This window comes from Streptomyces sp. NPDC004435, assembly GCF_042873895.1.
GTDB lineage: Bacteria > Actinomycetota > Actinomycetes > Streptomycetales > Streptomycetaceae > Streptomyces.
Map to the genome: position 1 here is coordinate 24,156 of NZ_JBIAMB010000034.1, position 17,388 is coordinate 41,543.

11 protein-coding genes are annotated in these 17,388 nt (G+C 76.3%); 4 read left to right on the plus strand and 7 right to left on the minus strand.

What is annotated here, in order from left to right; all coding sequences use genetic code 11:
• Positions 1-151: 151 nt before the first annotated feature.
• From ACFYT9_RS37925 to ACFYT9_RS37945, 5 genes are all read right to left on the minus strand, one after another.
• The gene (locus tag ACFYT9_RS37925) at positions 152-4,816 is read right to left on the minus strand and encodes a hypothetical protein (protein ID WP_389171389.1); all 4,665 of its coding nucleotides are present in this window, start codon (positions 4,814-4,816) and stop codon (positions 152-154) included.
• Positions 4,817-4,910: 94 nt separating this feature from the next.
• Positions 4,911-5,858, minus strand: a complete 948-nt coding sequence (locus ACFYT9_RS37930; RefSeq protein WP_389171392.1) for a hypothetical protein — start codon at positions 5,856-5,858, stop codon at positions 4,911-4,913.
• Positions 5,855-6,580, minus strand: a complete 726-nt coding sequence (locus ACFYT9_RS37935) for a hypothetical protein (RefSeq protein WP_389171394.1) — start codon at positions 6,578-6,580, stop codon at positions 5,855-5,857. The genes ACFYT9_RS37930 and ACFYT9_RS37935 overlap by 4 nt, the downstream gene beginning before the upstream one ends.
• Entirely contained in the window at positions 6,577-8,106 is a 1,530-nt protein-coding gene (locus ACFYT9_RS37940; protein ID WP_376603408.1) for a hypothetical protein, read from the minus strand. Before ACFYT9_RS37940 ends, ACFYT9_RS37935 begins: the two co-directional genes overlap by 4 nt.
• A gap of 164 nt (positions 8,107-8,270) precedes the next feature.
• Positions 8,271-8,993 carry a GntR family transcriptional regulator gene (locus ACFYT9_RS37945; protein WP_387278995.1) on the minus strand — a complete coding sequence of 241 codons (723 nt, stop codon included), beginning with the start codon at positions 8,991-8,993 and terminating at the stop codon, positions 8,271-8,273.
• 202 nt (positions 8,994-9,195) lie between these two features.
• Here ACFYT9_RS37945 and ACFYT9_RS37950 point away from each other — a divergent pair, with 202 nt between their 5' ends.
• From ACFYT9_RS37950 to ACFYT9_RS37965, 4 genes are all read left to right on the plus strand, one after another.
• Positions 9,196-10,476 carry an MFS transporter gene (locus ACFYT9_RS37950; RefSeq protein ID WP_389171398.1) on the plus strand — a complete coding sequence of 427 codons (1,281 nt, stop codon included), beginning with the start codon at positions 9,196-9,198 and terminating at the stop codon, positions 10,474-10,476.
• A gap of 121 nt (positions 10,477-10,597) precedes the next feature.
• A complete protein-coding gene (locus ACFYT9_RS37955; protein ID WP_389171400.1) occupies positions 10,598-11,362 on the plus strand; it encodes a LamB/YcsF family protein in 765 nt (254 codons plus the stop codon).
• Positions 11,359-12,003, plus strand: a complete 645-nt coding sequence (locus tag ACFYT9_RS37960) for an allophanate hydrolase subunit 1 (protein WP_376603404.1) — start codon at positions 11,359-11,361, stop codon at positions 12,001-12,003. Before ACFYT9_RS37955 ends, ACFYT9_RS37960 begins: the two co-directional genes overlap by 4 nt.
• Positions 12,000-12,863 (plus strand): biotin-dependent carboxyltransferase family protein, encoded by an 864-nt coding sequence (locus ACFYT9_RS37965; RefSeq protein WP_389171403.1) that lies wholly within the window; start codon positions 12,000-12,002, stop codon positions 12,861-12,863. The genes ACFYT9_RS37960 and ACFYT9_RS37965 overlap by 4 nt, the downstream gene beginning before the upstream one ends.
• On the opposite strand, the gene ACFYT9_RS37970 is transcribed toward ACFYT9_RS37965, so the two are convergent.
• Together ACFYT9_RS37970 and ACFYT9_RS37975 are read right to left on the minus strand one after the other, a co-directional pair.
• On the minus strand, positions 12,850-16,476 hold the full coding sequence (locus tag ACFYT9_RS37970; RefSeq protein WP_389171406.1) for a hydantoinase B/oxoprolinase family protein: 3,627 nt from the start codon (positions 16,474-16,476) through the stop codon (positions 12,850-12,852). The two genes, ACFYT9_RS37965 and ACFYT9_RS37970, sit on opposite strands and share 14 nt — an antisense overlap.
• Positions 16,473-17,303, minus strand: coding sequence for an SGNH/GDSL hydrolase family protein (locus ACFYT9_RS37975; RefSeq protein ID WP_389171437.1), 831 nt, complete (start codon positions 17,301-17,303; stop codon positions 16,473-16,475). Before ACFYT9_RS37975 ends, ACFYT9_RS37970 begins: the two co-directional genes overlap by 4 nt.
• Positions 17,304-17,388: the final 85 nt, after the last annotated feature.

The window sequence follows — 17,388 nt, forward strand, 5'->3', positions numbered from 1 at the left end:
TTGGCCGAGTCGGCGTACGGCGGGGCCGAGTCGGCGTGCGGCGCGGCTGACTCGGTGTGCGGCGGCGGGGCAGTGCCGGGACCGGCGGACCGACTCGGCGTGTGGCGGGGCAGTACCGGCGTGCCGCGGGGCAGTGCCGGGACCGGCGGGGCTACGGCGCGGTCGGGGGTTCCTCGTCCTGGTGGCGGCGGAACATCCGGGTCGCCTTGATCTCGCCGTGGATCGTCTCCCCCTCGGCGGCCGGCTGCGGCAGGCCCGGCCGCAGGTGCTCCTCGACGCTGATGTACTTGAGGCCGGCCCGCAGGTCGGCGTCGTTGCGCAGCCGGATGACCAGCGGGAACTCGGCGAGCGCCGTGGTGTCGAAGAGGCCCGTGGTGTAGAGCAGCTGGACGCCGAGCGCGTCCGACACGGCCCGCTGGAGCTCCAGCAGGTACGTGGCGTTGGCGCGGCCGATCGGGTTGTCGAGGAAGAGCGTGCCCGCGTGCCGGTGCTTGTCCCGGCCCCGGTCGTTGGAGCGCAGTGCCGCCATCGTGCAGTAGAGCGCGATGGCCGCGGTGAGCAGCTGGCCGCCGGAGAAGACGTCGCCCATCTGCCCGACCGGCACCCGCTCGGCGCGCAGCACCGCGTCCGGCTTGAGGATCTCGACAGCGATGCCCTTGGGTTCCACAGCCGCCTGCACCCCGCGCAGCAGCAGCGACATGCCGTCGCGGCGCAGGTCGGAGTTCTTCCGCACGGCGGCGCGGGTCGCCTCGTCGACGACCTCGCCGAGCCGCTCGGTCAGGGTCGCCTGGTCCGGCTCCTCGAAGCGGATCCGCAGGAACTCCTGCCCGGACCACTCCCCCAGGCCCTCCGGGAGCCGGGAGAGCCGCTGGGCGGAGCGGAGGGTGGCCAGCGAGGTCTCCACCAGGCCCCGCAGCCGGTCCACGATCGAGTCGCGGTTCCGCTCCAGCTGCGCCAGCTCGTCGGTGAGGACCCGGAGCCGGGGCGCGAACGCCTCCGCCCACTTGGCGGCGTGCTCGGGCAGCGCGGAGGCGGGCAGTTCGCGGATCTGGAGGCGGGCCGGGGTGCGGACCTGCTCGTAGCGGGTGGAGTTGGCGTGCCGGACGAGGATGTCGCTCGCCTCGCGGACGGAGGCGTCGGCGGCGGAGAGCTCGGCGGTGCAGGCGCGCAGCGCCCTGCGGGCCTCGCCCGCGGTGGTCCTGGCCTCCTCCAGGGAACCGGGGTACGGCTCCTGCTCCTCCTGGTCCTCCTCCGCGTGGTCGCGCAGCAGGTCGCGCAGGAGCGCGGCGGTCTCGTCGAAGCCGCCCGCGGCGTCCTCGGCGGCCCGGTGGTCGCGCAGCAGCCCGGTGTGGGCGGCGCGGGCCGCGTCCAGGGCGTCGCCGCGGGCGGCGAGTTCGGTGCTCGCGGTACGCAGCAGGGCCTGTGCCCGGTCGGCGTCGGCCGGGACCAGCTCCTCCGGCAGCTCGGTGTGGACCCCGCCGTCCTCGGGGGCCAGCCGCTCGGCCTCGCCGCGGAGTCGGCCGAGCTTCTCGCTCGCCTCGGAGGCGCGGGTCTCCAGCAGCTGCACCAGGGCCTCCGCGCGGGCCGCGGCGGCCTGCCGGGACGGGCCGTCGGCGCCGTCGGTGGACTCCAGGAGCTGCTCGGCGCGGGTGCGGACCTTGTTCGTGAGGCGGTCCAGTTCGGCGAGGGCGGCGGACTCGTCGCTCTCCGCGCGGGCCTGCTCGGCGCGCAGGTCGGCGCCGACACCGACCTTCTCGTACACCTGGGAGGCGGCCCGGTACGCCTCGCGGAGGGTGGGGAGGGCGGCGCGGGGCGCGGCGGCGTCCTCCTCCGGGAGCTGCTCGGGGGCGCCGGCGATCTCGGCACGCTCGGCGCGCAGCGCGCGGGCGGTGCGGTGGGCGTCGTCGGCGGCGCGCTGGGCGACACGGCGGTCCTCGTCGGCGGCCCGCGCGCGCTCCAGGCAGGTCTGGGCGCGGGCCTCGGCCTCGGCGGCGTCGTCGGCGAGCTCCCGGAGCTTGGCCTGCCAGGCGGAGCGCTCGCGGAGCCGGAAGGCGAGGCCGGCGAGGGCGTCGGCGGCCCGGCGGGCGCGCTGGGCGGCCTCCTGGCGGTCGTCGCGGACGGCGAGGGCCTCGGCGGCGGTCTCCTCGGCCTCCGCGCGCGTGGCGCGGGCCTCTTCGAGCGCCCGGGCGGCGGTCTCCGCGGTCTCGCGGGCGGTCGCGGCGACGGCGGCGAGCTCGGCGAGCATGCCGGGCGGGCAGTCGGCACGCCAGGCCCCGATGCGGGCGGCGAGGGCGCGGTCGCCGGCGAGCCGGGCGGCGAGGGCGCGGATCTCCTCGTCGCGGGCGGCGGCACGCGCGCGCAGCGTCTGCCGCTCCTCGTCGGCGGCGTGCTCGTCGTGCATGGCCGGGTTCGGCGGCACCAGGAAGACGCCGGTGTCCTCGCCGGCCTCCTGGGCCGGTACGGGGGCGAGGAGGGCGGCGGCGGTGCCGACGGCGACGGCGGAGCGGGGCAGCAGGGCGGCGGAGCCGAGGGCCTCGCGGGCGCGCCCGTACGAGACGGGGTCGGTGATCACGACGCCGTCGACGAGTTCGGGGCGGGCGGCGAGCACGCGCGCGTGGTCGGCGGGGTCGACGGACTGGGCGAGGTAGCGCCAGCCGGGGAGGGCGGGAATGCCGTGCTCGCCGAGGAACTCGACGGTGGCGAGGACGTCGGGGCCGGGCGGCAGCAGGCCGCCGTCGCCGAGGGCGCCGAGGATGCGGGAGTCGTCGGCGGCGGCGGTGCGCAGGTCGAAGAGCTGGCGTTCGGCGGAGGTGACGGCCCCGTCGAGCAGGCGGCGCAGCTCCTCGGCGTAGCGGTCGAAGTCGGTGACGGAGAGCGGCGGCTGCGCGTCGCCCTCGGGGGCCCGCTCGTCGTCCTCGGGGGCCTCGCCGTCCGTGTCGGCGGCGCGCTGGCCGGGGAGCGGGGAGCCGGAGCCGGGCAGGCCGAGGAGTTCGGCGAGGCGCTCCTCGCCGGCCAGTGCCTCGGCGGCACGGCGTTCGGCGTCGTAGGCGTTGCCGGTGGCCTCGGCGGCGTCGGCGGCGCGGGCGGCGGCGAGTTCGGCGCGGGACTCTGTGGCGGCGGTCTCGCGGGCGCGCTCGCTCGCGGTGCGGGCCGCTTCGCGGGCGGCGTCCCAGGCGGCGACGGTGGTCTTCTCGGCGTCGGCCGCGGCGAGGGCGGCGCGGGCCGGGTCGGCGTCGGGGGCGGAGTCGTCGAGCCAGCCGGCCCGGACGGCCTCGGCGGTCTCCTGCTCGACCTCGGCGAGGCGCTGGCGCAGGTGGCCGGCCTCGCTGCGGGCTCGCTGGGCCTCGGTGGCGGCGGCGGTGGCGTCCCGGTGGGCGGCCTCGCCGACCTCCTGGAGGGCGGTGGACCGCTCCTCCTCCTCGGTGGCGTGCCGCTCGCCCTCCTCGGCCGCCGCGGCGAGGGCGCGGACGAGGTCGGCGGCGGCGGTGGCGCGGGCGGCGAGGGCGGGGGCGGCGTCGCGCTCGGCCTCGCGGATGGCGGCGGCCACGCGCGCGGAGCGGTCACCGGCGGCGCGGTGGCGGAGCACGGACTCGGCGGCCTGCCAGGCGGAGTGCAGGGTGCGGGCCTCGATGAGCTCGCGGCGCTGGGAGGCGGCGCCCTTCTCGGCGGCGGCGAGCGCCAGGGAGGCGTGCCGGTAGGCGAGTTCGGCGGCGATGAGGGCGCTGCGCTCGCGGGCCGTCTCGGCCTCGGAGACGGCGTGGCCGGCGGAGGTGACCTGCTGGGCCAGTTCGGCGGCGCGGGCGCGCTCGCCGGCCGCGCGGCCGGAGAGCCGGCGGGCCAGGGTCCGGGTGCGGCGCTCGGCCGCGGTGTGCACCTCGCGCGCGTGGGACCGGGTCCCGGCCGCGTCCACGATCCGGTTGAGGAGGTCGACGGAGCCGGCCGTGAACTCGCGTTCGGCGGTGAGTTCGGCGCGGCGGCCGAGCTTGTTGCCGAAGCCGCCGACGAGGTCGGCGAGGCCGTCGGTGTCCCGGGTGTCGGTGACCGCGCGGAGGAGGAGGTCGGTGAAGTCGGAGTCCTTCTTGACCGCGAACAGGCCGGCGGCCTCGCCCTCGTCGGCGTTCATCTCGCGCTGGTAGCGGAAGAGTTCGGGGTCGAGGCCGAGCTCGCCGAGGTGCTCGTTCCACCGGTCGTGGATCTCCTCCCACGCCACGTCGAGGTGCGGGTACGCCTTGCCGGCCTCGGTGAGGGCGTCGCGGAAGCCCTTCATGGTGCGGCGGCGGCCGGAGGCGCCGGAGGCACCCTCGGCGGCGGGGCGGACGGAGGTGGCCTCGGCGACCGGGAGGTTGTCCAGGCTGAGGCCGGGGCCGGGGCGGAAGGAGTACCACGCCTCGGCGAACTTCCGCGGGTCGTTGGAGACCTGGCGGCCGCGCCACTCGCTGACCTTGCCGACCACGACGAGCTCGCCGGTGAGGGTGTGCTGCCACTCCAGGGCGACGTGGCCGCAGTCGTCGGCGAGCAGGAACTTGCGGAGCACGCCGGAGCTGGCGCCGCCGAGGGTGTTGCGGTGGCCCGGGAGCATCACCGAGAAGATGAGCTTGAGGAGGACGGACTTGCCGCCGCCGTTCTCCAGGAAGAGCACGCCCGCGGGGGCGGGGCGGCGCGGCGGGCCCACGGGTTCCTCCTCGAAGAACTCCGCCTGGGTGGGGGCGGGGTTCGGCACGGGGGCGCCGACACCGCGCAGGTCCAGGACGGTGTCGGCGTAGCGGGCGCCGGCGGGGCCGATGGAGTAGAGGCGGACCCGGGACAGCTCGTACATGGCGAGGGACTCTCGTGCTCTCGTGCTCGGGAAGTTCGGTCGCGCGGGCGGTGTGGGGCGTCGCGCGGGGCGGGGGCGGCGGGGTGCGCCGGGGTTACGCGTGGAAGGGCAGGCCGGCGTCGGCGGCGAGGTCCAGGTCGTCGCCCTCGGGCGGCGGGACGAGGGTGGCGGTGCCGTCGCTGACCGGCACGATCCCGAGGTCGAGGAGTTCGGTCAGGGCGGCGGAACCCGCCATGTCGCGGACCTGGAGCTGGTAGCGGGCGGTGGTGCGGTAGGAGCCTCCGCTCTCGTCGCCGGTGCGCTGGAGGAAGCCGGAGTCGGTGAGGAAGGCGACGGCCTTGGCGACGATGCCGGTGGTGGAGCCGGCGAGGCGCCGGGCGTCCTTGGTGGCGCCGGTGGTGGAGCGGCGGGAGTAGACGCGCCAGGCGGCTTCCAGGCCGGGGGCGTCGGAGGCCGGGTCGGTGTTCTCGCCCTCCTCCTCGGCGCGCTGCTCCAGGCGGAGGCAGGCCTGGCGGACGAAGGAGTCCACGCCGTTGACGGTGAGGCGGCCGATGTACGCGTCGTCGGCGAGGTCCTCGGGGCGCGGGAAGGCCATGGCGGCGACGGCGAGGTGGGCGAGGCCGTGCAGGAAGCGGTCGGCGGAGTCGGTGTTGGCACGGCGGGCGTAGTCGCCCATGCGGACGGCGAAGACGGAGTCCTCGCCGGCGGTGACGGCCATGCCGGCGCGCGGGGAGACCTCCAGGACGATCAGGCCGAGGCCGGTCGCGACGGCGTCGGCGAGCCGCGCGAAGGGCGGGTCCTCCTGGTAGCGGCGGAGCAGCTCGGCGTACTCGGCGTCGCGGGCGGGCAGCAGCTTGGGCTGGAGGCCGAAGGAGACGAGCCGCGCGGCGTCGGCGGCGTCCGCGGGGGTGACGGGGGCGGTGTGCGCGGATGCGGGGTGCGCGGATGCGGTGTGCGCGGAGGCCGGGGGCCGGGGGGACTCCTGCTCGCTCCACGCGTCCGGGTACTCGGCGTACTCGGTGTGCTGGACGCTGTCGCTCACGGCTGGGGCTCCTCGGTGCGGCTCTCGTTCGGTACGGCTGCGGTGCCGGAGGCCCGGGGCAGGGGCAGCGGCACTGGGGTGACGGCGGCGGGCGCGGCGGGGGCCTCGCCCGGTGCGGGCCGTGGCTCCGCAGGGGCGCCCCCGAGGCGCACGGCGCGGACCGTCGGGAGGTCCCGGCGTCGCGCGGCGGCCCGGGGCGCCTCGGGCAGGGGTACGGCTCCGAGGCGGGGCCGGTCGCCGGGCCCGCCGTCCGGGCGCCGCGCGCCGGGCGCTCCCGTGTCGGGCGTTGCCGTGCCGGCGGCGGGCGAGTCCACGAAGGGGGGCCGGAGGCGGGGGCCGGGGGCGGCCGGCCGGGGTGCCGTCGGCGCTTCCGGGACAGGCGGCCGCGTCGGTGCCGGAAGCGGCCTGGTCGGAGCCGCGACGGCTTCGGCGAAGGGGACCACGGCGGCTTCCGCCAGCGGGGCCACTGCGGCTTCGGCGGGCGGCATGACGGCAACTTCCGCGAGCGGCACCACGACGGCTTCCGCGAGCGGCTCCGCGAGCGCGTCCTGCGGCTCCGGCGGTGCCGCCTGGGGCCCGGCGAGGGGGGTCTCAGCGAGGAGGGCGGTCAGGGCTTCCGGTGTCGGGAGCCCCGCGCGCGTGGGTCGGGCGGACCGGCGGGGCGCGTGGGGGTCCCGGCCCGCGCCGGAGGCGGGCGGGGTCGCGTCGGAGACGTACGTCATGTCGCCTCCGTACGGTCCGCGGCCATGCCGGCGGCGTCGAGGAGCGCGGTGCCGACGATGAGGTCGGCGCCACCGAAGCCGGGGTCGTCGAGCGGGGTGCCGTCGTCGACGGCGAAGAGCAGCCGCTCCTCGCCCTGCCGGTAGGCGGTGCCGACCGGCGGGCTGGCCGCGTGGACGGCGAGCAGGGCCACGAGGTAGGCGAGGTCCTCGCCGCCGGAGGCGCGGGCCTCGGCGAGCAGGCCGGAGAGCCGGCGCGGGGCGTCGTGCTCCAGCTCCAGGAGGGCGAGCGCGTCGGCGAGCTGGCGCTCGCTGAAGCGGGAGTCGTCGGGGGTGGCGATCAGGTCCGGCTCGGGCATCTCCGCGCCCAGGTGCTCGCGCTCGACCGGCGGGGTGAGCAGCAGGTCCACGAGGTCGCCGAGGCGGACCGAGGCGGGGGTGCGCAGACCGGTGCCGTGCGCGAAGAAGGCGTCGGTGACCCGGGTGGCCCGCTCCACGGGGAGCGGCAGCACGGGCGCGACGAGCTGCCCGTACAGGTCGAGGCCGGTGTACCGGGTGGGGGCGGCGAACGCCTGCCGGTCCTGCTCGGCGCGGAACAGCGGCCCCGCCTCCAGGAGCCGGGACTGGAGCTGGGTGTGGCGGCGGATGCAGTCCTTGACGATGTCGACCAGCTCGGCGGCCCGGCGCTTGTGCTCGGGGTCCTCGGCCTCGTCGCGCGCCTTGCGGATGTTGGTGAGGATCGCGTTCTCGTGGCGGTAGCGGTCGGCGACGTGGTCGAGCGCCTCGGCGATCATGTCGGGGACGCTGTTGAGCCAGTCCACGGCGCGCACGTTGCGCCGGGTGGCCTCCAGGGTCTTGCGGAGGGTCTCCGCGTACTGGACGGTCCGGTAGCGGGCCTGTTCGGCGGCGAGCTGGGCGTCGGCCAGGCGGCCCCGGCTGATCAGGACCTCCAGTTTCACCTCGGCGGCGATCTGGGCGCTGGTGACGTCGGTGTCGAGGGCACCGACGAGCACGTTGACGGCTTCGTCGGTGGTCCGGAGGCAGACGGTGCCGCCGTACCCGGGAACCTCCTCGATGAGCTTGAAGTCGTAGTCACGGCGGACGTACACGCCGTCGGTGCCGAAGGTGCCGTAGACGGCGCGAAAGCCCCGGTCGACGCTGCCGACGTTGATCAGGTTCTCCAGCACCCAGCGTGCCACCCGCTCGTGCTCGGCGGCGGGCCGGGCGGGGGCCTGGGCGGCGACGCGGGGCAGCAGCCGGGCGACGACCTGGTCGTGGTCGGCGCCGGTGTCGAAGTCCATGTGGAGGGTGACGAGGTCGATCGCGGCGAGGGCGACCTCGGCCATCGCGTAGACCGTGTACTCGCCGGCGAGGTTCGCCTTGCGCGCGTCGAGGTCGTGCAGCGGCGCGGTGCAGGCGAGCGCGCGCAGGCGCCGCGCGAGCCCTTCGTCGGCGGCCGGCCCCTGCGCGGGACGCGGCCCCGCGCTGAGCTGGGGCGGAGCGAGGTCCGTCGAGGCAGGCGAAGTCACGGTGCACAGAGTAGGTCCTCGCACTGACATGGGTCGAAACGGCGCAGAAACCACCGCCCCGGCCCCGACCGGGGCGGTACCCTCCCGCCGGTGCGCCCGCGCGAGGGCTTCCGTCCGCGCGTCGCTCCGGCTACCCCTCCGCCGGTGCGTCCACGCCCCTCCGGCTACCCCTCCGCCGGTTCGTCCACGGCCCGGGCGTAGGCGGCGCCCACGCGCGCGATGGAGTCGTCGAGGTAGCGGGCGAGGAGGCGTTCGGCGGCGGCCCGCTCCCCCGCGCGCAGGGCGTCCAGGATCTCCTTGTTGCGCAGGAGGTAGGGCTCGTGGAGGGCCCGGGCGTCGTCGACCACGTGGAAGGCGAGCCGGAGTTCGGCGAGGACGCCGCGCATGAGTTCGTCGGTGCGGGCGCTGCCGGCGAGGGCGACGAGTTCGCGGTGGAAGTGGATGTTGGCGGTGGAGACCCCGCGCCAGTCGCCGTCGCGGGCGGCGGCCTCGCCCTCGGCGACGGCGGCGGCGAGTCCGGCCACCGGGAAGGGCGGGTGGCCGAGGCCCCGTACGACGGCGCACTCGACGAGCCGGCGGGTGCGGTAGATGTCCTCGACGTCGTCCACGGCGAGGACCCGGACGAAGACCCCGCGGTTCAGCTCGTGGACGAGCAGCCGCTCGTGGGTGAGGAGCCGGAACGCCTCGCGCAGGGTGTTGCGGGAGACCCCGAGGGCGCCGCCGATGCTCTCCTCGGAGAGCCGGGTGCCGGGCGGGAAGAAGCCCTCGGCGATGCGGGTGCGGAGGATGTCCGCGACCCTCTCCGCCGTGCTGGTGCGCCCGAGCAGCGCGCGGTCGTCCGCCAGCCCCCCGGTGCTCCCGGTCGTCCCCGTGCCGCTCGCGTCCACGGTCCCCCCTTCCCCACGGGCCGGTCGGCCCGTCCTCGTCCCGGCCGCCGAGTCAACCGCAGATCGCAACCGGGGACAACAGACCCCTTGTCGAATCGTTGAACAATCCTCTACCTTGGGCCACCGCACACGGTCACCACCGGAACACGCTCCGCCCCCTCGTACGTCTCTCAGGCACGCCTCTCCCACCTGCGAGGTGCAGATGAGCACGGCACAGACCCGGCAGCGCTCCCAGGACGACCGGCCCGACGCGACGGGCGCGTTCGGCTGGCTGCGCGCCCTCGGCCAGCGCGGACGGCGCGCCTTCGGCGGCGCTTTCGGCGGCTACGCCCTCGATTCCTACGACTTCTTCACCCTGCCGCTCTCCATGGTGGCGATCGCGGCCTACTTCAACCTCGACAAGGGCCAGACGGGACTGCTCACCACCGTGACCCTGGTCATGTCGGCGGTGGGCGGCGCGCTCGCCGGCGTCCTCGCCGACCGGGTCGGCCGCGTCAAGGCCCTGATGATCACGGTGATCACCTACGCGCTCTTCACCGTGCTCTGCGGTTTCGCCCCCGACTACGAGACCCTGCTGGTCTTCCGGGCGCTCCAGGGCCTGGGGTTCGGCGGCGAGTGGGCGGTCGGCGCGATCCTCGTCGCCGAGTACGCCTCCGCACGCCACAGGGGCCGTACGCTCGGCGCCGTGCAGTCGGCGTGGGCGGCCGGCTGGGCCCTCGCGGTGATCGTCTACACCCTGGTCTTCCAGTTCTTCGAGGCGGACCTGGCCTGGCGGATCCTCTTCTGGACCGGCGCGCTGCCCGCGCTGCTCGTGGTCTGGGTCCGGCGGAACGTGGAGGACGCCCCGCAGGCGGCCGCGGTGCGCGAGGCAAGCTCCGAGCGGGGCTCGCTGCGGGCGGTGTTCCGGCCGGGGCTGCTGCGCGTCACGTTCTTCGCCACCCTGCTCTCCACGGGCGTGCAGGGCGGCTACTACACCCTGGCCACGTGGGTGCCGACCTTCCTCAAGACCGAGCGCGGTCTGACCGTGGTCGGCACCGGCGGCTATCTGACGCTGCTCATCTCGGGCGCCTTCATCGGCTACCTGACGGGGGGCCATCTGACGGACCGGATCGGCCGGAAGCGGAACATCGCGCTCTTCGCCGTCCTGTCGGCGGCGGCGGTGATCGCGTACACCCGGATCCCGGAGGGAGCGAACACCCTCCTCCTGGTGCTCGGCTTCCCGCTCGGCTTCTGCATGTCGGCCATCTTCAGCGGCTTCGGCTCCTTCCTCGCCGAGCTGTACCCGACGCCGGTGCGCGGCACCGGACAGGGGCTCACGTACAACACCGGGCGCGCGGTCGGTGCGATCTTCCCCACCCTGGTCGGCTTCCTCTCCGAGAGCTGGGGCGTCGGCGGCGCGCTGGTCTTCGGTGCCGTGGGGTACGGGATCGCCGTACTGGCGCTGCTCGGTCTGCCGGAGACGCGGGGGAAGGAGCTCGGGTGAACGACCTCTGACACCGACCCGCCGCCCGCCACGCGCGCGTACCGCCCGAGAGCGCACCCGTCACCACAACAGCACCACAGCACCACAGCACCACAGCACCTGCGAAGGGAACAGCACCATCATGAGCGGGGTCTTCATCGACCTGAACGCCGATCTCGGCGAGGGCTTCGGCCGCTGGACGCTGACCGACGACGAGCGGCTGCTCTCCGTCGTCACCAGCGCCAACGTGGCCTGCGGCTTCCACGCGGGGGACGCGGTCACCATGCGGCGGGTGTGCGAGCTCGCCGCCGAGCGGGGGGTACGGATCGGGGCCCAGGTGTCCTACCGGGACCTCGCCGGCTTCGGCCGGCGCGCCATGGACGTGCCGGCGGCGGAGCTGGCCGCCGAGGTGGCGTACCAGATCGGGGCCCTGGAAGTCTTCGCCCGCGCGGCCGGCTCCCGGGTGGCGTACGTGAAGCCGCACGGGGCGCTCTACAACCGGGTGGTGCGGGACGCGGAGCAGGCGGCGGCGGTCGTCGACGGGGTGCTGCTCGCGGGCGGCGGGCTGCCGGTGCTCGGACTGCCGGGCTCCCGGCTGCACGAGGCGGCGGGGCGGGCGGGGCTCCCGGTGGTCGCCGAGGCGTTCGGCGACCGCGCGTACCGGGCCGACGGCTCCCTGCTGCCACGGGGGCAGGAGGGGGCCGTCGTGCACGACCCCGACGCGGTGGTCGAGCGGTCGGTGGCCATGGTCCGCTCGGGCACGGTGACCGCGCACTGCGGGACTCCCGTGCCCGTCCTGGCGCGCTCGCTCTGCCTGCACGGCGACACCCCGGGCGCGGTCGAGCTGGCCCGGCGCGTCCGGGCCGGCCTGGAGTCCGCCGGGGTCACCGTGGGGGCCTTCGCGTGAGGGTGCTGCGGGTGGGCGAGCACGCCCTCCTCGTCGAACTGGCCGACCGGGCCGCCGCGGAGGCCCTCCACGCGGAGCTGCTGCGGCGCCGGGCGGCGGGCGCGCTGACCGGGGTGCGGGAGATCGTTCCGGCGGCGCGGACGGTGCTGCTCGACGGGGTGGCCGAGCCGGTCCGGCTCGCCGCCGAACTGCCGGGCTGGGAGCTGCGGCCGGAGCACGCGCGCGTGGGCGAGGTCGTGGAGGTACCCGTCCGGTACGACGGGCCGGACCTGGCCGAGGTGGCCTCCCGGTGGGGGGTGTCGCCCGCCGAGGCGGTACGGATCCACGCCTCGGCCGAGTTCCGGGTGGCGTTCTGCGGCTTCGCCCCGGGCTTCGGCTACCTCACGGGGCTCGGCGAGCGGTACGAGGTGCCGCGCCGGGCGACGCCCAGGACCGCTGTCCCGGCCGGTGCGGTGGCGCTGGCGGGGCCGTACACGGGCGTGTATCCGCGCTCCTCCCCGGGCGGCTGGCAGCTGATCGGGACCACGGACGTGGTCCTGTGGGACACCGGGCGCGAGCCGGCGGCGCTGCTCTCCCCCGGCACGCGCGTGCGGTTCAGGCCCTCGCGGGACGTCCTGGCCGGGACGGGGGCCGGCCGGTGAACGACCGTGCCGTCGCCGTCGTCCGGGCCGGCGCCCTGACCACCGTGCAGGACCTGGGACGGCCCGGGTACGCGCACCTGGGCGTGCCCCGCTCCGGAGCCCTGGACCCGGCGGCCGCCCGGCTGGCCAACCGGCTGGTCGGCAACGACGAGTCGGCCGCGGTCCTGGAGACCACCGTGACCGGCTGCGCCCTGCGCCCCCGCCGCGCGGTGACCGTGGCGGTGGGCGGCGCGCCCTGCCCGCTCCGGGCCGACGGCCGTCCGCTGCCCTGGGGCACGGCGGTACGGGTCCCGGCCGGCGCGCTCCTGGAGGTCGGCCCGGCCGTGCGCGGGCTGCGCTCGTACGTGGCGATCGGTGGCGGGATCGCCGTCGATCCGGTGCTCGGCAGCCGCTCCACCGACCTGCTGTCCGGACTCGGCCCGGCACCCCTGGTGGACGGGGCGGTGCTGCCTCTGGGGGCGGCGGCGGCCGCACGGGGGTGGGTCGACGCTCCCCCGTGGCCGGGCCCGCCGGACGAACTCGTCCTGCGGGTCCGGCTCGGGCCGCGCGACGACTGGTTCACGCGTGCGGCGCTGCGCACCCTCACCACGCGCGCGTACCTGGTGTCCTCGGCGAGCAACCGCATCGGTCTGCGCCTCGACGGGCCGGCCCTGGAGCGAGCCCGTCCCGGTGAGCTGCCGAGCGAGGGCATGGTCCTGGGGGCGGTGCAGGTGCCGCCGGACGGGCGGCCGGTGGTCTTCCTGGCCGACCATCCGACGACCGGCGGCTACCCGGTGGTGGCGGTGGTGCGTGAGGCGGATCTGGGGGCGGCGGCGCAGGCGGTGCCCGGGACGCCGGTCCGCTTCGTCACGGCGCCGTAGGGCCGGTGTCCCGCCCGGGCTCCGGGGGCGGGGTGCCGTAGCCCCCGCCGCCGGGGGTGCGCAGCACGAGCACGTCGCCGGGGGCGACCTCCGTGGTGGCGGCGCCGCCGAGGGTCTCCACGGTGCCGTCGGCGCGCTCGACGAGGTTCTCGCCGAGCGTGCCCGGGGCGCCGCCCGCCATCCCGTACGGCGGCACCCGGCGGTGTCCGGTGAGGAGCGTGACAGTCATCGGTTGCAGGAACCGCAGGCGCCGCTCCACGCCGTCTCCGCCGTGGTGGCGGCCGCGGCCGCCGCTGCCCGCGCGGACGGCGAAGGCGTCGACGCGGACGGGGTGGCGCCACTCCAGGATCTCGGGGTCGGTGAGGCGGGAGTTGGTCATGTGGGTCTGGACGGCGTCGGCGCCGTCGAAGCCGTCGCCCGCGCCGGAGCCGCTGGCGACGGTCTCGTAGTACTGGACGCGGTCGTCGCCGAAGGTGAGGTTGTTCATGGTGCCGGACCCCTCGGCCTGGACGCCGAGGGCCGCGTAGAGGGCTCCGGTGACGGCCTGGGAGGTCTCGACGTTCCCGGCGACGGTTGCGGCCGGCGGTTCGGGGGCGAGCATGGAGCCGGGCGGGACGCGGATCTCCAGGGGGGCCAGGCAGCCGCTGTTGAGGGGGATGTCCTCGTCGACGAGGGTGCGGAAGACGTACAGGACGGCGGCCATGACGACCGCGGTGGGGGCGTTGGCGTTGCCGGGGAGCTGGGGTGAGGTGCCGGCGAAGTCGATGACGGCGGAGCGCCGTTCGCGGTCGACGCGGACGGCGACCTGGATGACGGCGCCGGAGTCCGTCTCGTAGCGGTGGGTGCCGTCGTGGAGGCGGGCGACGATCCGGCGGACGGACTCCTCGGCGTTGGCCCGCACGTGGCCCATGTACGCCTGCACGGCGGCCAGGCCGAACTCGGACACCGCCTTGCGGAGTTCCTCGATGCCCTTCTCGTTGGCGGCGATCTGGGCGCGCAGGTCGGCGAGGTTGGTGTCGGGGTCGCGTGAGGGGTGGGGGGCGCCGGTGAGGAGGGCGCGGGTCTCGGTCTCGCGGAGCCTGCCGTCGCGGACGAGGAGCCAGTTGTCGAAGCGGACGCCCTCCTCGTCGACGGTGCGGCTGAAGGCGGGCATGGAGCCGGGGGTGATGCCGCCGATCTCGGCGTGGTGGCCGCGGGAGGCGACGAGGAAGCGGAGTCGGTGCCCGGTGTCGTCGAAGACGGGGGTGACGACGGTGACGTCGGGGAGGTGGGTGCCGCCGTGGTAGGGGTCGTTGACGGCGTAGACGTCGCCGGTCCTGAGGTCGCCGGCGCGGCGGCGCAGGACCTCCTTGACGGTCTCGCCCATGGAGCCGAGATGGACGGGGATGTGGGGGGCGTTGGCGACGAGGTTGCCGTCGGCGTCGAAGAGCGCGCAGGAGAAGTCGAGCCGTTCCTTGATGTTGACGGAGTGGGCGGTGTTCTCCAGTCGGACGCCCATCTGCTCGGCGATGGCCATGAAGAGGTTGTGGAAGACCTCCAGGAGGACCGGGTCCACGTCGGTGCCGGCGGCGGTGCGGGCCGGGCGCGGGACGGCGCGGGTGAGCAGCAGGTGCCCGGTGGGGGCGGCGGTGGCCCGCCAGCCGGGGTCGACGACGGTGGTGGCGTCGTCCTCGGCGAGGATCGCGGGCCCGTCGACGGTGTCGCCGGGGCGCAGGTCCTCGCGGCGGTGGAGCGGGGTGTCGGTGGCGGTGGCGCCGTCGTGGGTGCGGACGGTGGCGCGGGGGGTGAGGGGGCCGGTGCGGGTGCCCGTGGCGAGATGGACGGGGTCGTGGGGGCCCGCGGCGCCGACGGCCTCGACGGTGACGGTCTCCACGACGAGCGGCTTGTCCATGGTGAAGGCGTAGCGGGCGCGGTGGTCGGCGGTGAAGGCGGCGGCCATGGCGTCCGCGGGGCCGAGGTCGACGGGGAGGCTCGCGTCGGTGCCGGCGTAGCGGAGGAGTACGCGCGTGTGGGTGGTGATCGCGGTGTCGGGGAGGCCGTCGGCGCGGAGTTCGGCCCGGGTGCGGTCGGCGAGTTCGGTGGCGACGGCGGTCACGCGCGCGGGGGTGCCGGGGGCGTCGAGCGGGGCCTCCACGGACCGTTCGCGCAGGGCGGTGGCGTCGGCGAGTCCGATGCCGTAGGCGGAGAGGACGCCGGCGAGCGGGGGGACGAGGACGGTGTCGACGCCGAGGGCGTCGGCGACGGCGCAGGCGTGCTGGCCTCCGGCGCCGCCGAAGCAGGTGAGGGCGTAGCGGGTGACGTCGTGGCCGCGCTGGACGGAGATCTTCTTGACGGCGTTGGCCATGTCGGTGACCGCGATGCGCAGGAAGCCGGCCGCGACCTCCTCGGGGGTGCGTCCGCCGCCGACCTCCTCGGCCAGGGCGGCGAAGCGCTCACGGACGGCGTCGGCGTCGAGGGGCTCGTCGCCGTGCGGGCCGAAGACGGCGGGGAAGTGGGCGGGCTGGATGCGGCCGAGCATCACCTGGGCGTCGGTGACGGTGAGCGGTCCGCCGCGCCGGTAGCAGGCGGGGCCGGGGACGGCTCCGGCCGAGTCCGGTCCGACGCGGTAGCGGCGCCCGTCGTAGTGGAGGACGGAGCCGCCGCCCGCGGCGACGGTGTGGATGCTCATCATGGGTGCCCGCATCCGCACCCCGGCGACCTGTGAACCGAGTTCACGCTCGAAGGTGCCGGCGTAGTGCGACACGTCTGTGGACGTGCCGCCCATGTCGAAGCCGATGACCCGGTCGTGTCCGGCCTGGGCGGCGGTGCGGGCCATGCCGACGACACCGCCCGCGGGTCCGGACAGGACGGCGTCCTTGCCCCGGAAGTGGACGGCCTCCCGGAGTCCGCCGTTGGACTGCATGAACATCAGGCGGATCCCGGCGAGTTCGGCGGCGACCTCGTCGACGTAGCGGCGCAGCACGGGCGAGAGGTAGGCGTCGACCACGGTGGTGTCGCCGCGCGGCACGAGCTTGATGAGCGGGCTGACCTCGTGGGAGCAGCTGACCTGGGTGAATCCGGCGGCGCGGGCGGCGGCGGCGATCCGCAGTTCGTGGTCCGGACGGCGGTAGCCGTGCATGAGGACGACGGCGGCGGAGCGGAGGCCGTCCCGGTGGGCGGCGGCGAGCGCGGCGGCGACGGCGTCCTCGTCGAGGGGCCGGACGACCGTGCCCCGGGCGTCCACGCGCTCGGGCACCTCGGCCACGCGCGCGTACACCGCCTCGGGCAGGACGATGTGCCGGTCGAAGAGGCGGGGCCGGTTCTGGTAGGCGATGCGCAGGGCGTCGCGGAAGCCCTCGGTGATCAGCAGCAGGGTGGGTTCACCGCGTCGTTCCAGGAGGGCGTTGGTCGCGACGGTGGTGCCCATCTTGACGACGGCGACCCGGTCGGCGGGGACGGGGTCGTCGGGGCCGAGGCCCATGAGGAGCCGGATCCCGGCCACGGCGGCGTCCTGGCGGCGGGCCGGGTCGTGGGACAGGACCTTGCGGGTCACCAGCCGCCCGTCGGGGCGCCGCCCCACGACGTCGGTGAAGGTGCCGCCCCGGTCGATCCAGAACTCCCAGCGCCCGCTCATTCCCCCATTGTCGCCGCGAGGGCCTCGGCGAGGGCGGTCTCGGCGCGCGCGTCCAGCGGGCCGGTTCCGGTTCCTCCGGCGCGGTGGAGGAGCTCCTCACCGGCGAGGAGCAGGAGCTGCGGCAGCAGGTCGCGGCTGCGGCGGAGCACCCAGCCCGTGCCGGCGGTGGCGAGCCAGATGGCGGTCTCCGCGCGCGTGGGCGCCGGTTCGGACGCCTCCGGGGACGGTGCCGGTCCCTGGGCGATCCCGCGCTCGGCGAGGAGCCGGTGGAAGGCCCCTGCGACGGCGCGGTGGCCTCGCTCGCCGGGATGGAGCCGGTCGGCGCTCCACAGCGCCCGGTCGGTGGTCCAGGCCGGTTCGGCGAGGTGGAGGTGGACGGCCGCGTACCGGGCGGACAGGGCGTGCACGACGGCGTTCACGGACGTCCGGCGGCGGGCGAGCGGCCGGGCGAGCGGTCCCGGCAGGCCGAGCATCCGTCCCGGGTCGGGCAGACAGGCGGTCAGGAGTACGGCTCCGGCCGCGTCGAGCGTGCCCAGGACCCGGTCCAGGCGGCGGGCGAAGAGACCGATGTCGAAGGTGTGCCGCAGGGTGTCGTTGACGCCCACCACGACGGAGGCGAGGTCGGGCCGGAGAGCGGCGGCACGCGGCGCCTGGTCCTCGGCGACATCTCCGCTGAGCGCCCCGCTGACGGCGAGGTTGACGAACTCCACGCGCCGGCCCGGCCCGGCGAGCCCGTCGGCGAGCAGCGCGCCCCATCCCCGCCACGTCCCGCCGACCCGGTCCCCCACGCCCTCGCTGAACGAGTCCCCGAGCGCCACGAACCGCAACGCGGCCGCCTCCGCGCGGCCGGCGGCGTCGCTGTCCGCGGCGTGCCCCGCCGGGGCGCCGGGACCCGGAACGCCCTCCGTCCGG